This is a genomic window from Bacteroides sp. An19 (assembly GCF_002160215.1).
In the GTDB taxonomy this organism is placed as follows: Bacteria; Bacteroidota; Bacteroidia; order Bacteroidales; family Bacteroidaceae; genus Phocaeicola; species Phocaeicola intestinalis.
Map to the genome: position 1 here is coordinate 1 of NZ_NFKD01000019.1, position 22,266 is coordinate 22,266.

General features: G+C 40.5%; 16 protein-coding genes. 10 read left to right on the forward strand and 6 right to left on the reverse strand.

The window, feature by feature from the left end; all coding sequences use genetic code 11:
* Window positions 1-316 precede the first annotated feature (316 nt).
* From B5F25_RS09150 to B5F25_RS09170, 5 genes are all read left to right on the forward strand, one after another.
* Window positions 317-943 (forward strand): hypothetical protein, encoded by a 627-nt coding sequence (locus B5F25_RS09150; RefSeq protein WP_087249100.1) that lies wholly within the window; start codon window positions 317-319, stop codon window positions 941-943.
* The gene (locus tag B5F25_RS09155; RefSeq protein ID WP_087249102.1) at window positions 940-1,767 is read left to right on the forward strand and encodes a nucleotidyl transferase AbiEii/AbiGii toxin family protein; all 828 of its coding nucleotides are present in this window, start codon (window positions 940-942) and stop codon (window positions 1,765-1,767) included. The genes B5F25_RS09150 and B5F25_RS09155 overlap by 4 nt, the downstream gene beginning before the upstream one ends.
* 22 nt (window positions 1,768-1,789) lie before the next feature.
* Complete coding sequence (locus B5F25_RS09160) at window positions 1,790-2,407, forward strand: hypothetical protein (RefSeq protein ID WP_087249104.1); 618 nt, start codon at window positions 1,790-1,792, stop codon at window positions 2,405-2,407.
* A 106-nt stretch (window positions 2,408-2,513) separates the two neighbouring features.
* The gene (gene avs2, locus B5F25_RS09165; RefSeq protein WP_087249106.1) at window positions 2,514-7,214 is read left to right on the forward strand and encodes an AVAST type 2 anti-phage system protein Avs2; all 4,701 of its coding nucleotides are present in this window, start codon (window positions 2,514-2,516) and stop codon (window positions 7,212-7,214) included.
* 1 nt (window position 7,215) lies between these two features.
* The gene (locus tag B5F25_RS09170) at window positions 7,216-8,274 is read left to right on the forward strand and encodes an MBL fold metallo-hydrolase (protein WP_087249108.1); all 1,059 of its coding nucleotides are present in this window, start codon (window positions 7,216-7,218) and stop codon (window positions 8,272-8,274) included.
* 20 nt (window positions 8,275-8,294) lie between these two features.
* Here B5F25_RS09170 and B5F25_RS09175 read toward each other — a convergent pair whose 3' ends face one another.
* Genes B5F25_RS09175 through B5F25_RS09195 form a run of 5 tightly spaced genes read right to left on the reverse strand, consistent with a single transcriptional unit; the run spans window position 8,295 to window position 14,673 of the window.
* On the reverse strand, window positions 8,295-9,422 hold the full coding sequence (locus B5F25_RS09175; RefSeq protein WP_087249110.1) for an ADP-ribosylglycohydrolase family protein: 1,128 nt from the start codon (window positions 9,420-9,422) through the stop codon (window positions 8,295-8,297).
* A gap of 14 nt (window positions 9,423-9,436) precedes the next feature.
* Entirely contained in the window at window positions 9,437-10,579 is a 1,143-nt protein-coding gene (locus B5F25_RS09180) for an HIRAN domain-containing protein (RefSeq protein ID WP_087249112.1), read from the reverse strand.
* 19 nt (window positions 10,580-10,598) lie between these two features.
* Window positions 10,599-11,261: a radical SAM protein gene (locus tag B5F25_RS09185; protein ID WP_087249114.1), complete on the reverse strand. Its 663-nt coding sequence runs from the start codon at window positions 11,259-11,261 to the stop codon at window positions 10,599-10,601.
* 2 nt (window positions 11,262-11,263) lie between these two features.
* Window positions 11,264-12,307, reverse strand: coding sequence for a 5-methylcytosine-specific restriction endonuclease system specificity protein McrC (mcrC, locus tag B5F25_RS09190; protein WP_087249116.1), 1,044 nt, complete (start codon window positions 12,305-12,307; stop codon window positions 11,264-11,266).
* Window positions 12,304-14,673, reverse strand: a complete 2,370-nt coding sequence (locus tag B5F25_RS09195) for an AAA family ATPase (protein WP_087249118.1) — start codon at window positions 14,671-14,673, stop codon at window positions 12,304-12,306. The genes mcrC and B5F25_RS09195 overlap by 4 nt, the downstream gene beginning before the upstream one ends.
* A gap of 122 nt (window positions 14,674-14,795) precedes the next feature.
* On the opposite strand from B5F25_RS09195, the gene B5F25_RS09200 reads away from it, so the two are divergent.
* From B5F25_RS09200 to B5F25_RS09220, 5 genes are all read left to right on the forward strand, one after another.
* On the forward strand, window positions 14,796-15,002 hold the full coding sequence (locus tag B5F25_RS09200; protein ID WP_087249120.1) for a helix-turn-helix transcriptional regulator: 207 nt from the start codon (window positions 14,796-14,798) through the stop codon (window positions 15,000-15,002).
* 67 nt (window positions 15,003-15,069) lie between these two features.
* Window positions 15,070-17,775 carry a DEAD/DEAH box helicase family protein gene (locus tag B5F25_RS09205; RefSeq protein ID WP_087249122.1) on the forward strand — a complete coding sequence of 902 codons (2,706 nt, stop codon included), beginning with the start codon at window positions 15,070-15,072 and terminating at the stop codon, window positions 17,773-17,775.
* 4 nt (window positions 17,776-17,779) lie between these two features.
* Window positions 17,780-19,198: a class I SAM-dependent DNA methyltransferase gene (locus tag B5F25_RS09210; protein WP_087249124.1), complete on the forward strand. Its 1,419-nt coding sequence runs from the start codon at window positions 17,780-17,782 to the stop codon at window positions 19,196-19,198.
* A 4-nt stretch (window positions 19,199-19,202) separates the two neighbouring features.
* The gene (locus tag B5F25_RS09215; protein WP_087249167.1) at window positions 19,203-20,360 is read left to right on the forward strand and encodes a PDDEXK nuclease domain-containing protein; all 1,158 of its coding nucleotides are present in this window, start codon (window positions 19,203-19,205) and stop codon (window positions 20,358-20,360) included.
* A 4-nt stretch (window positions 20,361-20,364) separates the two neighbouring features.
* Window positions 20,365-21,804: a restriction endonuclease subunit S gene (locus tag B5F25_RS09220; RefSeq protein ID WP_087249126.1), complete on the forward strand. Its 1,440-nt coding sequence runs from the start codon at window positions 20,365-20,367 to the stop codon at window positions 21,802-21,804.
* Here the strand turns inward: B5F25_RS09220 and B5F25_RS09225 are convergent.
* On the reverse strand, window positions 21,799-22,221 hold the full coding sequence (locus B5F25_RS09225) for a restriction endonuclease subunit S (RefSeq protein WP_241148386.1): 423 nt from the start codon (window positions 22,219-22,221) through the stop codon (window positions 21,799-21,801). The genes B5F25_RS09220 and B5F25_RS09225 overlap by 6 nt on opposite strands.
* Between the last annotated feature and the right edge of the window lie 45 nt (window positions 22,222-22,266).

Here is a 22,266-nt window from a genome sequence, read left to right on the forward strand (position 1 = left end):
CTCTTCGGATTGACTGATGAAGATATCTATCAGGCTATCATCAACAGGGAGGAAGATATGAAACATATTTGCGACATTTATAGATTAAAAGCTGCAAGTTGAACTTGCGAAACTTGAATTACTTTATAGAATATGCCGGACCAGGGAAGATTTGGTGGATATTGACAAAATAGCGAAAAAAGATTTGGTGGAAAGTATAACCCTCATTGTTTATCTACTTGCATCACTAAAAACATAGTTATATGGAAAGTGATATTTTCAGCAGAAAAACATATTGAATATGCTTTTATATTAAAATAATATCTATCTTTGTGCTATGAACAATCCATTGCGACAGTTGGGAAATATCCCTGTTACGGCTTCCGTTTTGGAGTCCCTGTTTCCACATATCAAGGGCGGAAACCAGAAACTCAGGTTACTTGAGCGTGACAAACAGATAATACGTCTCAAGAAAGGGCTTTATGTGTGCAGTCCTGAAATAACGGGGAAAACACTTTCGACCGAATTGATAGCTAATCATCTGTATGCTCCATCATATGTTTCCATGTCATCGGCTTTGCGTTACTATGGGCTGATACCGGAAGAGGTTTACACCAAACAGTCCATGACTTTGAAGTATGCCAAGAACTTTGACACGCCGTTTGGCAGGTTTGAATATACACATATATCTAAGGCCGCATTTCCTGTAGGACTGACAAGTATCAAGAAAGATGGCTACGCATTTGTGATGGCTACACCGGAAAAGGCTCTTTGTGATCTGATTGCAAATTCTCCAAAAGTGAATTTGCGCTATCTGAAAGATGCCGAGATTTATCTGGAGGAGGATATACGGATGGAACGAGAAGATTTTATGCAGATGGATGCCGGGGTATTTGAAGAATACATCAAGGTCGGCAAAAAGTCTGATTCGATACGCACATTACTTAAATTGCTGAAGAAATGAAGAATGAGATTTATGACAATATGCTCTCGGCATACGATATGGCTACGGAGCAACAGAAGCGGAACGCCATATTTGAAGTGAACCAGCAGGTGATACTTGCAGGGCTCTACAACGGTGGCTTCTTCGACGTGGCTGCTTTCTATGGCGGTACCTGCCTCAGAATTTTTCATGGCCTCCAGCGCTTCAGCGAGGATATGGATTTTTCCCTTCTAGCTCCCGATGACAAGTTTGATTTCACGAAATACTTCCAGCCCATCATAGATGAATTTGCCATTGTCGGTCGTGAGGTGGAGATTAAAAAGAAGGACAAAAAGGGATTCGGGAAGGTGGAATCCGCTTTCCTGAAAGACAATACGGATGTGTATGATGTATCTTTCCAGACCGATAAATCCATAAAAATAAAAATTGAGGTTGATACTCAACCCCCGTTGAATTTCAGAACGGAGCAAAAACTGCTTTTACAACCGCACTCCTTCATGACACGCTGTTTCACTTTGCCGGATTTGTTTGCCGGGAAGATGCACGCATTGGTGTACAGGGGCTGGAAAAACAGGGTGAAAGGTCGTGACTGGTATGATTTTGAATGGTATGTTCGCCATAATGTACCTCTTGATTTTGCCCATCTCGCAGAACGTGTCCGCCAGTTCAACAATGAAGAAATCGGACAGGCGGAGTTCTTGGCTCAATTGAAGGACAGATTAGTTTCGGCGAACATTAATCAGGTAAAGAGCGATGTTCTTCCCTTTGTTAGGAATCCCAAGGAACTTGACATCTGGTCAAACGATTATTTTGTCCAGTTGGCAGATATGATGAAGTTTGAATAATAACAGTTAATATTTACTGATTATGGCAAAACAGATTTTGATTGGCATTAAGGAAAAGAAACTGAGTGAGGTTGCGCACTATCTTATGATATATTTCCCATATAACGAGGAAATGTGCAGCTATACGGATGTATGGATGGGAGAACAACTGTACGAGAACAAATATCCGTTGGTTTCTAAAGGTTTGTGGTCAGGAATAATCGACTTGAAAACAAATAAGTTGCTAAATTGGAAGTCTGAATATGGGGATATGTACTTACAAGCCAAAGTCTGCGACAGCGGCACGTATTTCCTGCTCGATAAAGATAAAAAAGCAATATGTAAGATTGCCGGATATGTCCCAAACGGCCTGATTCCGGAGTCAGATGACTGCGGTGACTATATCCGTTTAAGGATCAATAGTGACGGCTCGATAGAAAACTGGCCTGAGAATCCGGACTATTCTGATTTTATAGAAGGCTCTGAGTCTGTTGAAAGAATTGACACGGATATCGAAGAAGAACCGATACTGGATACCAGAGTTGAGTTCACTTACAGCCAACTTATGGCAAAATTGCTTCGGTTGCCTAAATTCTTGCAGCTGGAAATAGGCAAAGCGTTAGTGGCAAATGCTTCGGATGGATTTGAGGAAGACGAATGAATAAGATTTCCTTATGTTCTACAGGTGTGAAAATAATGGTTATTTTGGGAATGACAAGAAGTCTATATAGGATTTTCATGAGAAGATGTGAAAAAAAATGACATAAATGATTATGACGGATACATGTCTTAATATAATAACGCAGTTAACGGTTGAATTACATAAAGATGATACCTCAAAAGAAAAGTTGGGGACTGGTGTGCTTTATACCAATAGGAAATTGTCTGGGGTGATATATGTTTTGACGGCCAAGCATTGCCTTGTAAAGTTTGGGGAAAAAGGTAGGGTATCGTTAAGAATTTATAAACCTGATACCAGTACATACGAATACGTTACCCCTGTTAAGCAAAAAATTTTGCTTCATCCCGTAGACGATGCAGGTATAATCATTATTAATAAACGAGAGCTTGCCCCGGTTGTCTCTGACCTTCCATCGGTGTACGTGATTGATAAGAATTTTGGAGTTGACGAAGCAGTGAGTAAGGGATTCCCTGTGGCAACCCTTGATCAGACCAACGAAAATGGAGAGTCATTCTTGGCAATGATCAGAATGACTTACCTTCATGAAGATATAACTGAGAATGTATTCCAGCTTTCTACAAATGACGATTATAGTGAAGATACAATTATCGGAATGTCAGGTTCCGGTATTTTTATAGAAGCTTGTGAGGAGTTGTATATTAATGGAATTTTCATTAGGTACACTGATGAGGAGCGTGGAAAGGTTATAAGTGCTCAGAGGTTGATTTCCTTCAATAAACTGCTGGAAAAAGAGTATAAAAAGAAAATGTCATTGTCATTCCTCGGGTATCACGGTTTAGGACATAAGACATTAAAAAACAATGTTGAAGATTCCGTAGCAAACTTGGGTCCAAGATATTGTAAGAAAGTCAATGTTAAGACAGGAGCTGCCAAGTATTTTGACTGCGTGGCAAAAACTCCTGCATATTTTGAGCGATTGTACAAAAATATAGATTCTTGGTTAACAGAGAAAAGCTATAGAACAAGAAAGGATTCTATTAGAATAGGCCAGTTAGAATCTCATCTTAAAGCGATTCGAGACGATTTTATTGTAGCATTGGCAGATTTGGATCAACATGTAGATTCTATCATTGATTTTTCAGGTTTGATGAAGCGCGTTGAATCTCTTCAAAACGAAATAGAAGAAGTTAGACTTAGATTTTATTCTGATTATTCCTCGACAAAAAAAGATGATAATGTAAGGAAAGAGCTTGAAGCTGATGAAGCCAGATTATCAGAAATATCTCAAGATTTGTATTCATTCACTGAAAACTTTGAAGATTTAAAGATTAATCTAGCAAACAATCCCTATTTGATAATTAAGGGTGAAGCTGGTTGTGGAAAGTCGCATTTGTTAGGTGATGTTGCCAGTAAGAGAATCGATGATGGTCTGCCCACTTTGTTGTTCTTAGGAACAGACTTCTCTGAGGGGGCTTATGAAACAACCATTACTTCAAAAGTAGGTTTTGTAGGTTCTTTCCGGGAATTCCTATCCAGTTTCAATCAGATAGGAACCCAAGTAGGTTCGAGGGCACTTCTGATGATTGATGCGCTGAATGAAGGACCTCAGGCTGTATTATGGAAAGACAAACTTTCTGGACTTATCAAGTCTCTTAAAGACTATCCTGCGATAGGTTTAGTGGTGTCAGTGCGTGATACATACTTTGATGATGTTATTCCCGATGGGGTGGAAACTGATTCGGGAGCTACCGTTATTGAGCATAAAGGATTTAAAGGTTTGGAATATGAGGCGGTAAGACAGTTCTGTTCGGCGTATGAGTTGAACTTGCCCAATGTTCCCATTCTTACACCTGAGTTTTGTAACCCTTTATTTTTGAAGATAATTTGCGATACACTTGAAACCTCTGGAGAGAAAAATTTTCCTAAAGGATTTAATGGCGTTTCATCACTGTTTAATCAGTACTTCAAGAATTTGGATAAGAAGTTTGCTGAAAAGAGATCCGAATATAAATATAGGGATGTTGTCAGTGCGGCGGTTAAACTGCTGGCATTCCCTATATTTGAGGCTAAATATAATCTTCTAAGGATAAAAGATGCAGACTCATTATTGCAACAACAATTTCCTTCTTGTCATAATTTGCTTGCAGATCTAATAGACAACAATTTGCTGCTTAAAACGAAGTATTCTTTTGATGGAGAAAATATCGACGGTGTTGTTTTCTCTTATCAGAGGATCAGTGATTTTATAATTGCGCGTGAAATTGTCAATAAGTTTCGAGATTGGGAATCGTTTGCAGAAAACATAAATACAGACAAAACTTTGCATTCCATTTTTGTAGACAAGCATTGGTCATTCAACGGAATTCTAGAAGCTATGGCTATCTTAATCCCCGAGAGATTTTCTCATGAGATGACAGATGTCATTCATTTCATTCCAGAAGATGAGTTTGAAAGAGTATATTATACATGTCTTGACACAATTTCTGAGGCCGAGATAAATAGTTTGTGTTGGCGCACTATAGAATCCATTGACAAAAAAACTATAAGGCAGTTTCTAGGCTCCAAATATTGCAATATAGATTCTGATTATTGGTATAATAAATTGGTAGAGTTTTCAACTATCCCTAATCATCCTTTTAATGCTGATTATTTTCATACACTAATGATGGGGTTTACCATGCCAAAACGTGATGGCAGATTCCAATTCTTTTTCAATGGTTGCGCAGGATATGATGATAACAGGTGTGCCAATCCTCTGCGGCGTTTGATAGACTGGGCATGGGCTGAAAATGTATCTGTAAAAGCAGATCCCGAATCAACTAGATTGGCAGCCATTATGCTTTGTTGGTTGCTGTCATCAACATATATTAAACACAGAGATGAGGCAACAAAAGCTCTTGTCAACCTTCTTTCTGAGCAGGTAGAAGTATTGATTGAAACGCTACGCCAGTTTGAGAATGTGGATGATATGTATATCTATGAACGGTTGTATGCTGTGGCTTACGGGGTCGCATTGCGGACTTCATCACGCGATGGGCTGTTGAAACTTGCAAGATATGTATATGAAACCATTTTCAAACGTAATAACCCACCAAAAAATATTTTACTGCGAGATTATGCAAGAAATATTGTTGAGTACGCCAGATATAAGGGGGCTATAACTGCTGTTGATATGAAAAAGGTTCGCCCGCCATATGCGACCACACTCCCTACATGGCCTGCCGATGATGAAGTTAACTACTTTCATATTGATTATGATGCACCAGATTTCAAGGAAAGAAAAGGTTCGGAGCAAAACCTAATTTGGGAATCGGTGAAAGGTGGGTTGGCGGATTTCTGGAATAAGATAGCTATGCCGACAATCGAACACTTTTATCCAATACCGATTTCTGATGAAAAAGAATTCAATAAAGCATTACGTCTGTTTAAGGGAAGTATGAAGAAACTGGCTAAAAATATGTGTGAAAGGAAAGCTGTTTTAATCTTAAATAGGCAAAAAGGGCTAAAGAATGCTAGCGAAAACGATACTATGTTCGAAATTATTTGTAATAAGATAGAAAAGTTAATGTCGGTAGAGCAGAAAAAGGCTTTATACGAAATAATGATTCCTTTTAAAGTAAGGGAATTACCTTTGAAGCAACATCATTATGATAGATTTCCAACTGAAGGGATTAGAAATTGGGTTGTTAAGAGAGCCTATGAATTAGGATTTGATGTGAATTTGCATGGTGCTTACGATCGTTTTGCAAAGAACTGGACGTTCCGTAATTCAGATAAAAGAATAGACCGCATAGGAAAGAAATATCAGTGGATAGCCTTTCATGAGATTATGGGGATCTTGGCAGACAATTACAAATATGAGGATGATTATGCAAACGAGGGCTCTGGAGGATATGAGCTGTTTCATGGAACATGGCAATCTTTTCTGAGAAATATCAATCCTTCAATGATTGCAAGAGTAAAAAGCGTTGAGAGTGAGGCTGCGGATGATAACTGGGCGGCTGAAGAACACGAATGGTATGAGGAAGAACAGTTTGATAACTGGGAGTATTCTGGTACAAATGAATCATGGGCATCCATGATTAGAGATTTGCCAGATCCTGTTTCTTTAATCCAAAAATTGGATGATAACGGCATAGAATGGTTGACCCTGAATAACTCCAGGAGTTGGGATGAACCCAAAGACATTGGTAAGGAAAAATATGAGTATAAACACTTAAAGCATGATGTCTATTTGGCTGCAGATGCCATCCTTGTAAAGCAACAAGACAAAGAGGAGGCAATACAGTCTTTAGATGGTAGAGATTTATGGAATGGTGTAGAATTACCAACCGACGACTGGCAATATCTTGTGAACAGGGAAAAATACTGGTCACCAGCATATAAAGATGTTTATAGAAACCGACAAGGTTGGGCAAATTCAATAGATGGGCTAGATGTACCATATTATTATTCTTGTGAGCAAGCCTGCGGACATATTGAAGCTGACATGTCAGGCACTATCAGCAAATATAGCATTCCGTGCAGGTTATTATTCGAGGGTATGGGCATGGAGTATGATTCACATGACGGTCAATATTTGGATAAAGACGGCAACCTTGTGGCGTTAACATATGGGTACGACCAGATTTTGGTTAAAAAGGAGCCTCTTTTACGATTTTTGAAGCAAAGTGGACTGGCTATCTTGTGGATTGTACGGGGGGAAAAGCGGGTATATATAAGTGGAGGAATTGGATGTCAGTGCCTATATGCCCCATGTGGAGTATATTATTTGGATGATAACAATGTTCCGGAAGGTGTCCTTAGAACATATAAGAGAGTGTGATATGAGACTGTTCTGTTACAAAGCAAAGTGTGGTGATGCATTTCATCTACAATATGAGGGTGAAAGTGGTAGATGTCGTAACATATTTCTTGACATGGGGTACTCTAAGACTTATACCCAGGTGTTGAAAGGTGTTATTTCAAATCTTATTAGGAGTTCAGAACAGATAGATGCTTTGTTCTTGTCCCATATTCATGATGACCACATTGGCGGAGCTGGTAGATTCATAAAAGATATTCAAAAAGATTGTGCTTTGGGGAATGTTGTTTGTCGGTGGATATATAATCCGCCAAGAATGTATGATGTTGAACAAACTTTTGATAATAAGAACGGAGTGCTATGTGGCATAGTCTCAGGGGATAAAGTCTATGAATATATTCAGTCACATAGCCCATTAGATTTGGGTGATGTTATAGAGGGGATGTCTTTTAGTATTGATGGAATGAGGATAACAATCCTTTCTCCTGATGAGGACAAACTGAACCTACTTAGAGAAAAATATTCAAACAATCGTCCATTGTGTAAGTCTGAAACAAATGAGATTAGTGTTGAAGCGGGTAATGTTGTTGATGATTATGCAACATCACTGAATGATTTTAATACAGACTGTTTTCAAGAAGACATAAGTGTTGAGAACGCCAGCAGTATAGCCGCATTGTTTGAGTGTGTGGGGAAAAGAATTTTATGGCTTTCTGACTCTGTGCCATCAGTTATAATACACTCATTGTTTAAACTAGGATATTGTGAAGCGAACAAACTGCATTGCGATGCTGTCTTGCTTTCGCATCATGGAAGTGTAGCAAATAATAGCTTAGCTCTATTTAAGATGATACAATGTGAAAAGTATATTATTAGCGCAGATGGAATTAATCGTTATTGTCTACCAAACAAAGAAACTGTAGCAAGAATAATTTCTGCTTCTTCGAAACTACCTGTAACGCTGTATTTAAATTATGATGATGGCCGGTTGGTGAGAATGTTTAAATCTGATGTCCCAGAGTATGTGAAATCAATGATTGATATTCATTATTTACATGATATGGAGGCTATCGATTTATGAACTGAAAAGGGTCAGACATGTCATGAACTGGTGTCTGACAGATTTTGTTCAGATGTTTTCTGCTCGCCACTCTTCAAAAACCATCGATGTTCACAAACGTATAAGGCTTCTGTAATGTCTACCGTACTATTGCTTTGTTTGGCCTCACTTCTTTGTAGATGTACGATATCCCATAGACCATCCTTGTTTTGATGCAATTGGAATCTATGCAGGAGAATACCGCTGCGGCAGACATAAATCCAGCCATCATCGAGATAGAATCCATATCGTGCCTCCCAACCCGTATCAAATGCTTTGAGAATACGTCTGCGTAATTCGGTGTTAATCCGTATGTTCTGAAACGGATTCTCAATCGTAATCCAGTTATGGAGTTCCACATTTGTCAAGGCGCGGTTTTTAGGGTAGAATACACGGACATTTTCTTTGTGTTGTTTGATGGTGTTGAGAATGTCTGAATATTTTGCAATGATGCTGTCAGGAAACACAATATGGTTGTACCAGTTTCCCTCCGGTCTGTATTTCTTTTTGAGAAACGTCATTTCACAGCTATACATGGCCTCGGCAAACGCTCCTGTAAGAATGGTATTGACTTGTCTGTTTCCGGGAAGTTTTATCGCATTGTGTATGGCACTTGTATAGTCGAAAGCGCAATAGAAAGCATTCCATGCACGGATAAGTATGCTGAGCGCTCCAGTCCCTTTCTGCCAGTTATCGTTTTGTGCAAAAGAGTAGAATGTACCACCAAATTCCACTTGCCCGGCCTCTTTCTTTGTTGTCCCATGCCGTAATGCGTAGATGATTTCAGCCATAAAGGATGCAGCATAAATTTCTTCTTTGTCGTTCCATAGACAATAACAATAGGTCTTTATGGCATGTCGCATTTCTTCTTCATTCTCATACAGCCATGCAACAGCAATTGCCCTTATGACAGATTTTATCCGCTCTTTTTCCCATCCGTCAAAAGAGAACAGTCTCCGATATTCGCTTATCGGCACATCTCTGTCATGTATGAGGGCATCGCATGTAACCAATAAGGTATGGGCATAATCTGACAATTTTGCTTCCTGAGAAACCAATTTCGGATAAAAGCTCTCGTGATCGTTCTCCCACGTCCATGCCGTCAAGTCACCTATGATTGCACCTAACATATTTCCAAAATATTTTATCTGCCGTCAAATTGAGGTTTTTCTATTCCAAACAATTCATACAGTCTTCCTGATGCAGATTCGGAAAGGTATGTTTCAGGCTGACCGCTTTCTACCGGCTCTCCGTTCAGAAAATCAAGCTGCTCGTTAGCTACAGTGACGGGACCTTTGACATTGGTAAAGACATAGAAACAACAGTCGTCAACGGCATGAAGGAGTTCTTTTTCTTCCACAAAATAGGCAGCGTCATCATCGCCTACGGCTATACAATAGAGTAGGTAAAGATCTACTTCGTTTCCATGTCTATAGATGAATACCACCTTGTCCTTTTTCTTCGGAAGATTTCGTTTCCAAGGCGGAAAGCCACCCCAACGAAAATAGGTACATCCCTGATTGAGCAACGAGATTGTGAAGTCGGCAAATTCTTCGTCATCAAGCTCCATCGCCCTCAGCAGATGGTTGGTAACCTCCACTTCATCCTTGCTTACAATATAGATTTTCATATACAGTTTCCCGGTTCGTGGATTCTCTCCCTCGATCCGGCTGAGTTCGCATCCAAAAGTCTCTGTCCAGCCCATATCCAACATCATGGCTATGGGCTCATTCTCGGTACGTGGAACATAACCTAAGATATAATCGAAATCAAAATCTTCGGGATCGCCATTGTAATCATCTGCCAATGCTACGGCAACGGCATTCCTATCGTGCAGATTGCCTTTCTCTCTGACCAAAGCAAGTTCCGCACCCTCATAAAGTTCATCCCATACATTTTCAAGATTGTGAAATGTAGTTCCTGCTATATGACACTCTTTATACAGAACATGAATTTTTCGGCGGGGTATGAAAGGTGGTGCAGGCATACCATCCAGCGGAAGTTCAGGAGCAGCTACTTCACCCTGAAGAATATGTATGTCTGCATTTTCAGTTGTGTCATCTCCACTGCCTTGAATGGGGATTTTCACATTCAGGTCAATATCCATAATTCCTTTCCTGTTTAACTGTTCCTGCAAGTCACGCAGTTCTGCATCACATTTGGAACAAGTGCCCGTGCACTCGCCCTTGTGGGTACATTCTGTCGGGACGTATTCCAAACCATACTGTTCTGCTATCTGCTTTCGGATTGCTTTCAGTCTTTCGCATTTTTCTTTACCAGTTTCCATGTTCGTAGTGTTATGAATGTTAGCGGTTATTGGTTCTATATCTTACCTTTATAATGTCCGTGAAGTTAAAGCGTCGTTCAATATCCTTGATATCGAGGTCTAAATCGCGACCGTCAGTAAATCCGGGTATCTGCGGAACTTTTATCGTTACCTTTTCCTGTGGTATGTTCATTTGAAGTAAGCTCAGTTGCTGTAGAACTCCTGATGTCTTTCCTGTATATTGCTCGTAGGCGGGTGGATCCATTGTCTTGATATCTACAATCCAATGGTCAACCACCTCGCTCAACTGTTTAATTACGTTATCTGAGCAATGCAGGCAGGTCTCTAAGGTAATCTTCCATCTATGACCGCATATCTTCCGAAACTCCACAATGAAATCCGCGTACATTGTAGGTTCTCCACCACCAAAGCAAATGCCTCCGCCCGTGGTTTGGAAATAGGGATTGTCAACTTTCACCAACTCATACAGGTTTTGAGGCGTAAGCATCATTATGTTTTTCAGCAGAGTTGTGCCGTCAGTTTCATAGACGGGTTCGTGGCATTGCGGATTCAGGCAGTATTTACAATTCAGAGGACAGCCCATGAAAGCCACTAGCGTAGTAATGCCCTTGCCGTCAGTCCCCATACGCAGCCTGCTGATGGCGAATATCGGTGCTTTTATTGTACTTCCGAAGTCTTGCATAGTTAGTATATCACTAATTTATCTAGATCGTTTTTGATATGCTCAAAATCCCGACTTAGATCCATGGTTCTGACCATCAAGATATTCCCGTCATTAGTTTTAAAATTGCCATAAGGTTGAATGTCTGCTGCTGTCTTAGCATACAACAGCAGACCATCTACATTCCCGGTATGATCCTTGTCTTCATTCATAACGTAAGTGTGTATTTGATAGATGTTAGAGGAGTGGAAGGTGGGCTTACCGAAATGCTCCTGAAAGTTCCTGCTGTAATATTTAGTGTCAATGATAAGTGTTCGCTCATCAAGCGTCAGCGTAATGTCTGATTGCATGATAGGCAACATGCTTGATGAACTTACACTATTGTCGCTAACATTCCATTTTATCTGCTTTGCAGAGGCTTTATATTCCGGATGATGCCTCTTGTAGTATTCTATTACAAAACGCTGGAACAGCAGGTTCATGTGTTCGTCAGAGAACTGTGGCATTTTGGTGTCACCTTGTTCTGTAGATAATAGCTGGTTCTTCAATATGAAATAGCACAAACTATGCAACATCTGATAAGTTCTGGAGTTCCTGTCGTATCTTAATGAATCCCATCTTATGAATGATGGATTCATGGTGTCAACGCCGTCAAAGAACAGCATCAGTTTTCTGAGGCTTCTTTTCCTCTCAATTTTAATATCAGATTTACCAAGAAGTAAATTGACTGTTGTTTTTACAATTGCATTGTAGAGATTATTGGCTGTAAGTTCATCATATTCACAGGCAAGGCATGTACGCTGACTGATTTTCTCTTTGATTGTTCCTTGTATGTCTAACTTACCTCTTAAGGTGGTCAGAGTGTCTTCTATGATGGCATACTCCTTATGCAATCCTTGTTTTAATAGATATGCTATGCCTTTGGAGATAATTTCGGCAAACAGGTCGTATATATTGTCGAAACTTTCTCCGGCTATATACTCATAATTGTTGTGTCTCAACTCCTTGAATGCGTAGGTGAGCATATAGTATATGTTCTTTATGGGTATGGTTCTGTCTATTGTCATTTTAACAAGCTTCTCAAGGTGTTGATATGTGATTCATACTTTTGGACATCATCAAACCAGTACTCCTTGAGCATAGGCTCGATGTCATATTCAATCACATTCTCCAACCATTCCATAGAGAACGCCGACTGATTACAGAAGTAGCTGTGACCTATACAGAATCCACTGCCTAATGAATCGTCATTGCTGATGGATTCATTGAGCACCTGTATGCCGTCAATGATATTGTCTAGTTTTTTATTCGACAAAGACGCTATATAGCTTTTGAAGCCTTCTGTCTTAAAGCCGGGTTTCATCTCAAAGAAACTGAACCGTCTGCGAAGCGCATAGTCTATCATGGCCAAAGAGCGGTCAGCGGTATTCATCATGCCGATGATGTATAAGTTCTCCGGTACGGAAAAAGGTTCATCCGTGTATGCCAACCTGATTTCTTTTCCCCGATAGCTGTTTTCAATAAGCATCAGTAATTCTCCAAAAATCTTACTGAGATTTCCTCGGTTGATTTCATCTATGATAAAGAAAAAATCTTTGTCTGGAGTATTCTGTGCTTTCTTGCAGAATCTATAGAATATACCGTATTTCAGCTCAAATCCTCCATCCGCATTGGGCTTGTAACCCAGAATAAAGTCCTCGTATGAATAGTTTTGGTGGAATTGGATAAGTTCGATTCTTTGTTTGTCTTTGACGCCCATGAGTGTATAAGCTAACCTTTCTGCCGTGAAAGTTTTGCCCACTCCTGGTGCTCCTTGAAGAATGATATTCTTCTTGTTCTTTAAGCAGGCCTTTAGTCTATGCAGGTCTGTAGAAGACATGTAAACCTCATTCAGAAAATTCGAATCAGTATATGCCTCAAGAGTCTGTGTTGCCGATAGTGGATTCTCCTTGCGGATTATTTCCATCAGCACTTGATACTCGTCTTCTGTGACTTTGAAAAGTGTGCCACGTCCACCGCCAGCTAAGCACTCCATGTTATGCAATTCTTCATACCCTTTAATGGTCGAGTAATCAATGGGATTCAGTAGCTGTTCTGTCTTCCTGAAGTATAGGTGCTTGTCATCTGTGTCCTTGGCTATTTCTCCCAACGCAACCACTTGCAGGGTCGGAGTCGATGCATAACCTATGACGACATCACCTGCTTTGGCATCCAGAAAGTTTTGGTATACTCTACGTTTATTGCCATTTTCGTTCACCAATGTATATTCGATAATCTCACCAACATCAATATCTGAGAACTTCCATACGTCAGGAGACGCTACCAGCCACCAGTATTGCTTTGATGTTGTTGACTGGGATGGTGCTGTTTCATTCCCGTCAATAACAATATCATTCAGGTTCTTTACGAATTCCGGATATTTGGAAATGTCCGTTAGCGTTTTCTGCACAAGCTTGTGAATGGAATAGTTCCAGTCTCCGTCGTGAGTCCATTTTACTTTTCGGATGTGACGGTAAGTCGATAGGGTTTCGTCGTAACGGTAGTCACCTTCTACAACTCCTCGTCCGATAATCTTGTTAATGCCTTTCTTGACATATATAATATCTCCCTCACGAACCTCATGTGCAAACTGCCATAGCGCAAGACTGTCATTCTTAAATGAAGCATCCTCCTTGCCGTAGGCCACCTGTAACGCTTTGGTCAGTTCTTCTCTGTTTTCGAACTCAGATAAGTCGCCAATCAAGTCCCAGCCAAGACGCATGGTTTGGGATTCTTTGCACTCATCCCACATACAGGCATTTTCACCTGGGGCAAAGAGCCAGACTTTGCTCTTTGCTTTAAATTTTTCTGCCTCCATAATGGCAAGCAGTTCATCGTAGAATACATATAAATCTTTATCCCCTTTCTTCTCAAGTAAAAATTTGTATAAATCAACTCTGGAGCGTTTCTTTGCGTTTGGTAGTCCAAAATGAGTGGTGAGAGGAATCAGCCAACCGTCTTTATCGTAAATAGGCAATAACTGCTCATTAGAATATAAGAATGCGATCTTCCATGTAGTTATAGGCCAAAGTTCTTTCATCTTCTCAATCTCGCCCCATTCCGCATTGCGTGCATGGTGGGCTATCTTTACAATTGCATTCCGGACATTGTTGAATGCTTCTTCAGAAGTGCTTCCCAAACGGCTACTCCACGAATAGTTCTCATCATGTGCGTATTTTGAATTATCGTCTTTGGGAGTTCTGTCGAACTTAAAAATGCCGAATTTATATGCAGCACCACCCCATATTGACCCTAATTCTTTTGTCTTTGCTTCAAGCCAATAGCAGAATGAATTATCTCTATTAAGATTGCTATACTCTTCCAAAGTCATATTCTCAAGACTTTCAATAGGGAATTGCTGTAGAAATTGGTTATATAATGTTCTTCTATCCATGTTCAAAGGAGTATTTGAAAGGGGTTGTTATATACTTATTGTTTTTGAGAACAAAAATATAAAAACAATTCGAGCTATCGAATATAATTCGCTATATTTGCACAATAAAATTGCATTTAAGGATGAAGTTAAATAGGATAAAGGCAGTCTTGGTGGACAAAGGCATTTCTCAGACGTGGTTGGCTAAAAAGCTGGATAAGAGTTTCAGTATGGTTAATGCCTATGCTTGTAACAGAATCCAGCCAAACTTGGAGACACTGCAACAGATAGCAGAGATCCTTCAAGTTGACTTAAAAGATCTGATAACAGATAAGGATGAACGAGAATGATGTTCTGTGGGCATGTGTTATCTTTTTGGCGTGTAACTTCTGATAATGCAGAAATATAGGAATGACTATGACTCCGGAAGAAAAAGCGAGGCAAAAGATAGATCAGTGGTTCGCCGAGGCGGGTTGGAAGGTAATCAATAGGGAAGACTATGAACCGACCTGTACGGCTGTCGCCATAAGGGAAGGGTTGCTAAAAGGTAATCTTGAAGCTGATTATTTCCTTTTTATTAATGGTAAAGCTGTTGGTGTGTTAGAAGCAAAGAGGGAAGATATAGATGCTCTTTCCGATAAGGTATGTGAGCAGGCGGCATTATATGCTAAAAGTGTTCCTCATATCTATCAGGCATATCAGAAACCATTGCCGTTTATCTTCACGTCAAATGGCAAGGAACTGTATTTCTGTGATTTTCGTGAACAAGAGCAGGGCTTTAAACAGATCATAGCTATTCCGACTCCCTATGAATTAGTCAAACAGTTGGGAATAAGTGATTATTTCGCAGGACTTCCAACTTTGCAGAAAAAAGGATTGCGTGATTGCCAGTACGAGGCTGTAACCGAGCTGGAAAAAAGTTTTCGTGCAGGACAGAACCGGGCTCTGATGGTTTTGGCGACCGGTGCAGGCAAGACATATACGGCTTGCCTTGCCGCATACCGTCTGCTATCCTACACTCCCATGCGAAGAATACTGTTTCTGGTGGACAGGAATAATCTGGGCAAACAGGCAGAGGGTGAATTCGGAACTTTTCGGTTGACAGAAAACGGAGATGCCTTCAATACCATATTTACGGTGAACAGGCTTCGTTCCTCATCCATTCCGTCAGACAGTAATGTGATTATTTCGACTATTCAGCGACTTTTTTCATTCTTGAAAGGGGATACTATCGAAGATAACGATGAAGATGATGGCAATGAACCAACCGAAGAAATCATTTTGCCGCCTAATCCGAACCTACCGCATGATTATTTTGATCTGATCATCATAGATGAATGTCACCGTTCAATATATGGTAACTGGCGGAAAGTTCTGGAGTATTTCGATATAGCAAGACTCATAGGCTTGACAGCCACGCCTGTTCCTGAAACCATGGCATTCTTCAATAACAACCGCATAGTCAACTATACCTTGGAAAAAAGCATAGTTGATGGTGTTAATGTGGATTGCCGTGTGTATAGAATCAAAACACAGGTGACGGAAAATGGCGGTGCTATATTGGAGGGGGAAAAGGTAAAAGAGGAAACACGCTATACAGGAGATATTAAAACCATCTTAAACAAAGAAGCCAAGACCTATACTAACAAGGAGTTAAACCGAAGTGTCATCAACCCGGCACAAATCAAGCTTGTCCTATCCACTTATCGGGATGCTGTCTATACCGAACTGTTCAATGACCCTCAAAGGGAAGCCAATTTTGACTGGCTACCGAAGACATTGATATTTGCACTCAACGAAACTCACGCTACCAATATCGTGCAGATAGCGAAAGAGGTATTCGGGCGTACCGATAACCGTTTTATACAGAAAATAACATATTCTGCAGGTGATAGCAACGAGCTGATACGCCAGTTCCGAAATGACAGGGATTTCCGTATAGCAGTGACCTGCACGTTAGTCGCGACAGGGACTGACATAAAGCCGTTGGAGGTGGTGATGTTCATGCGTGATGTCGAATCGTTGCCTCTCTATATACAGATGAAAGGACGCGGTGTTCGCACCATCGGAGATGAACAACTGCGTAATGTGACCCCGAACGCTTTTAGCAAAGACTGCTTCTACTTGGTAGATGCCGTAGGTGTAACTGAACACGAAAAGACTATACCGACGGCTACGGATGAACCGACAACAAAGATTATCTCCCTTAAAGAACTATTGGAGCGTATCAGTCATGGTTATATTCCTGATGAGTACCTGCAACGTCTTGCCGCAACGCTTTCCAGAATATATAACAAGGCAGACAACTCTCAACGGGCAGAGTTTGCTCGTCTGGCTCATGATGACATGAAAGACCTTGCTTCCCGGATTTATGGTTCACTTGAAAACGGCATGCTTCCGCCTTTTATCAGTGTTGATGAGCCAAATAACGAGCGAAAGGGATTGGTTGCTCCTCTTGCCAATCATGCGGATGCAAGACGATATTTGCTTATTCTCGCCGCCGGATTTGTCAATACGCTGATGCCGGGAGAAGACACGCTTATCTCGAAAGGTTTTTCCATTGAAGAAGCCAAAAATACAACCGAGGCTTTCGAGAAGTTTTGTAGAGAACACAGTGATGAAATTGAAGCATTGCGAATCATTTACAACAATGAAGGAGAACCTATTACCTATTCAATGTTGAAAGATTTGGAGAATAAGCTCAAAATGGCAGACAACCATTTCACTTCCAAACAACTTTGGAACTCGTATGCCATTCTTAATCCAAACAGCGTGCGACGTTCCACTACAAAAGAAGAAAGCGATGCACTGACAAATATTATCCAGCTTGTGCGTTATGCCTTCCGGCAAATCGAACGGTTGGATAGCGTGGTAGCTACCTCCAAGCAGTATTTCAATCTGTGGTTAGGACAAAACCAACGTGAAATAACCGATAAGCAGCGTGAAGTGATAAGTCGCATAGTGGATTACATAGCCTCCAATGGTGCTTGTACAGTGAAGGATATCCGTGAAGACGATGCGACCCATGCGGCACAAATGATACGGGCGTTCGGTAATATGCAGAAAGCAGACGATGCGCTCCGTTCTCTTTATACATTCGTGGTTTTAAGAAAAGCAGCATAAAAATATGGCAACAAATAATACAACAGAGCAATCACTTACAAAGAAGGTATGGAATCTGGCAACTACTCTTGCCGGGCAAGGAATTGGGTTTACCGATTATATAACCCAGCTTACCTATCTTCTGTTTTTGAAGATGGATGCCGAGAATGTGGAAATGTTTGGAGAAGAATCCGCTATTCCAGACGGCTATCAGTGGGTGGATTTGATTTCTCTTGACGGTTTGGAACTGGTTAGGCAGTATGAAGATACGCTTAAACTACTTAGTGAACAAGAGAATCTGATTGGCACTATATATACAAAGGCACAAAATAAGATTGACAAGCCTGTCTATTTGAAAAAGGTCATTTCCATGATTGATGAAGAGCAATGGCTTATCATGGATGGTGATGTGAAGGGAGCTATTTACGAAAGCATTCTTGAAAAGAACGGACAGGACAAGAAAAGCGGTGCCGGACAATATTTTACGCCTCGTCCGCTTATCAAGGCGATGGTGGATTGTATAGCTCCGCAAATTGGAGAAACGGTCTGTGACCCGGCTTGTGGAACAGGTGGTTTCCTTTTGACTGCATACGATTATGTGAAAGGACAATCGGCAAGTAAGGAGAAACGAGATTTCCTGCGTAATAGTGCCTTACATGGTGTGGACAATACTCCATTGGTGGTAACGCTTGCTTCTATGAATCTGTATTTGCATGGCGTAGGTACAGACAGAAGTCCTATTGTGTGTGAAGATTCGTTGGAAAAAGAACCAGCTACTCTTGTAGATGTAGTACTTGCAAATCCTCCGTTCGGAACACGTCCGGCAGGATCTGTTGACATTAACCGTCCGGATTTTTATGTAGAGACAAAGAATAACCAGTTGAACTTCCTCCAGCATATAATGCTGATGCTTAAAACCGGAGGACGTGCAGCCGTAGTATTGCCGGATAATGTTCTTTTTGAAGGAGGTGCGGGTGAAACGATACGAAAGAAGTTGCTGACGGATTTTAATCTGCATACCATTCTACGCTTGCCTACGGGTATATTCTACGCTCAAGGCGTAAAAGCCAATGTCCTGTTCTTTATGAAAGGACAACCGACAAAAGAGGTCTGGTTTTACGACTATCGTACAGGTATCAAGCATACTCTTGCCACCAACAAGCTCGAACGCCATCATCTGGATGATTTCGTCTCTTGTTACAATAACAGAGTAGAAACCTACGATGCGGAAAACAATCCGCAGGGACGATGGCGGAAATATCCGGTAGAAGATATTTTTGCCCGAGACAAAACGAGCCTTGACATTACATGGATAAAACAGGGTGGAGAGGAGGATGAGCGTACCTTGGCGGAACTGATGGCGGATATAAAAGAAAAAAGCCAGACGATAAGTGCTGCTGTGGCAGAGCTTGAAAAACTGTTGGCAAACATAAATGAAGATTGAATCTATGGGAGATAATAAGATAACCGTTTCAATTGAGCAGCAGTTCGGGGAAGTCATAGACATCATTCTCCAGCATAAAAGCCGTGCTTCTAAAGCGGTCAATAAGGAGTTGTTGCTTACGGCATGGCATGTGGGAGGTTATGTTTCAGCCAAACTGAAAAGCGAAGAATGGGGAAGTAAGGTCGTGACGCAACTGTCTGAATATATCCGCTCACAGCGGCCTGATATTAAAGGATATAGCAGAAGAAGTATTTACAATATGGTCATGTTTTATGATGCGTATTCTACAACGTCTTTTTTAACGACAGTGGAGAATTTCTTGTCTTCGGAATTTGTGCAGCCAACGACTGCACAAATAGAGGCATCTAATTTTGAACCTTCATCGGACCATGCGATAACTGTGCAGCCAAAAACTGCACAAATTGTCCAGACGGTAATAGGACAGATGCCGAAGATACTGGAGTTGACCACATTGACCAACCATATAGAGATACTATGCCGCTGTAAAAATAACGAAGAACGGATGTTCTACATACTCTATGCCAATAAAGAACATCTGGTAAAACGGGAACTACAGCGTTGTATCTCGAACCAGACATTTTCGGCTTTATTGGGCAGCAAGGACAATATGTCAAAAGGATTGCTTGAGACATACCCTAATGCTCCCATTATGTTCAAAGACACATTGTTTGTTGATTTCTTGGATTTGCCGAGAAAGCATAGTGAATCCCGGTTGAGAAACGGATTGCTGGAGCACATGAAGCAGTTCATTCTTGAATTGGGCAAGGATTTCATATTCATGGATCAGGAATATCGTCTCAATATCGGGGCTTCCACATTCAAGGCTGACTTGTTGTTCTTTCATCGTGGATTGCAGGCACTGGTTGCTGTAGAATTGAAAAAGACCAAATTCCATCCTCGCGACCTCGGCCAGTTGGAATTTTATCTGGAAGCACTCGACCGTGATGTGAAACGTTCCAATGAGAATCCGTCTATTGGTATAATTCTCTGTCCGGAAGCTGACCGGGTAGTGGTGGAATATGCCATGAGCCGGAGCATGAGCCCTACGATGATTGCAGAATACAAGCGCATCCTTATTCCGCAGGAGCGTATGCAGGAGAAATTGAACGAATTTTGTAACCTGTTCCTGAATAAAGACTGATGCCATGGATACCAATAAATTACGTCAAAAGATATTAGACCTTGCCATTCATGGCAAACTCGTGCCGCAAGACCCGAATGATGAACCGGCTTCTGTTTTGCTTGAACGCATCAAGGCAGAGAAAGAGCGCTTGATAAAAGAAGGGAAGATAAAAAGGAGTAAAAAGTCTGCAAAGACTTCTGATACGCCCCATTATGAGCAGGTGCCGTTTGAAGTGCCAAGTAATTGGGCGTGGACAACGTTAGGGGAAATAAGTAATTATGGCGACAGTAATAATGTTTCTGTCACAGATATTGCTGATGATGAATGGATACTAGAACTTGAAGATTTGGAAAAAGATACAGCTTCCATTATTCAGATATTATCGAAAAAAGAAAGAAATATCAAAGGTGTACGTCATAAATTCAAAAAGGGCGATGTACTATATTCCAAATTGCGTACATATTTGAATAAGGTATTGGTTGCCCCTCAAACTGGGTATTGCACAACTGAAATTATTCCATTCAATTCATATTGTGGTATTTCAACACATTACTTGTGCCATGTGCTGCGCTCTGCATATTTTCTTGATTATACACAGCAATGTGGTTATGGTGTAAAAATGCCGAGATTAAGTACAAATGATGCATGCAAAGGAATGATACCTTTACCTCCTTTTGCCGAACAACACCGCATCGTGGCTGAAATAGAAAGGTGGTTTTCTTTGATTAATATTATAGAGAACAACAAGGAAGATTTGCAAACCGCCATCAAGCAAGCCAAGAATAAGATTCTTGACTTTGCTATTCGCGGTAAACTCGTGTCGCAAGACCCCAATGATGAACCTGCTGTTGAGTTATTGAAGCGTATAAATCCTGAATTTACACCTTGTGATAACGGGCATTATCCGCAGTTGCCCAAAGGATGGATTAATGTAACCATTAAAGACGTATGTAAAAACATCAATGGATTATGGAAAGGAAAGAAAGAACCATTTGTAAATGTTGGAGTTATACGCAATGCCAATTTTACAAAAGACTTCAAGTTAGATTATTCTAATATAGAGTATATTGATGTGGAAGAACGAGCTTTTGCACAGCGTCATTTGTTGAACGGAGATTTGATTGTAGAAAAATCTGGAGGTAGTGATAATAATCCAGTTGGCAGGGCTGTTTTATATGAAGGGAATAGTGGGGTATTTTCTTACAGCAATTTTACAATGGTTTTAAGAATAAAGTATAAAGAGCTCGTTTTAAGCAAGTTCTTGTACTATTATATATTGGCAAAATATAAGGCAGGGGTAATGAAATCTATGCAAACTCAGACCACTGGTTTACATAATTTAATTCTTGACAAATATCTTTCAATGCCGTTATATCTTCCACCATATTCAGAACAAGAACGTATCATAAATAAAATTGAAGATATGTTTGAAAAACTTGACGCAATAATGGAGAGCTTATAAATTCTCCATTATTGCATCAAATCTGTTTAATGCCGCATTTATTGCAGCCACAATCCTTACTTGCTCATTATAAGGCGGTACAGGCACTTCTATTGTCTTAAATAGTTTTTTGTCCAAATGAGGTATTGCCGAACCTACTTTGTTCTCACGTAAAGCTTTACGATGTAAGTTTATAACGTATAAGAGGTAGTTTGCACACATGTTTTCATTGATGTGTAGTTGTTTAAATGTGCTACCTTGATAACCCTCAATCGGTGTTCTGAACACTTCACCGGAATTTTCTCCATCGACTAAAATCAAAAGACTGTTTGCTGCCACATATTTGCCACTTTTTAAAATCTTAAACTCTCGCCCTCCTCTTAGATATTTTACATCAAGGTTTGGCATTTCTTTGCCGTCAACTTTTTCTCCATCCACCAAAGAACATAACATTTGCATCGGAACTACTGCCCACCCAATTGG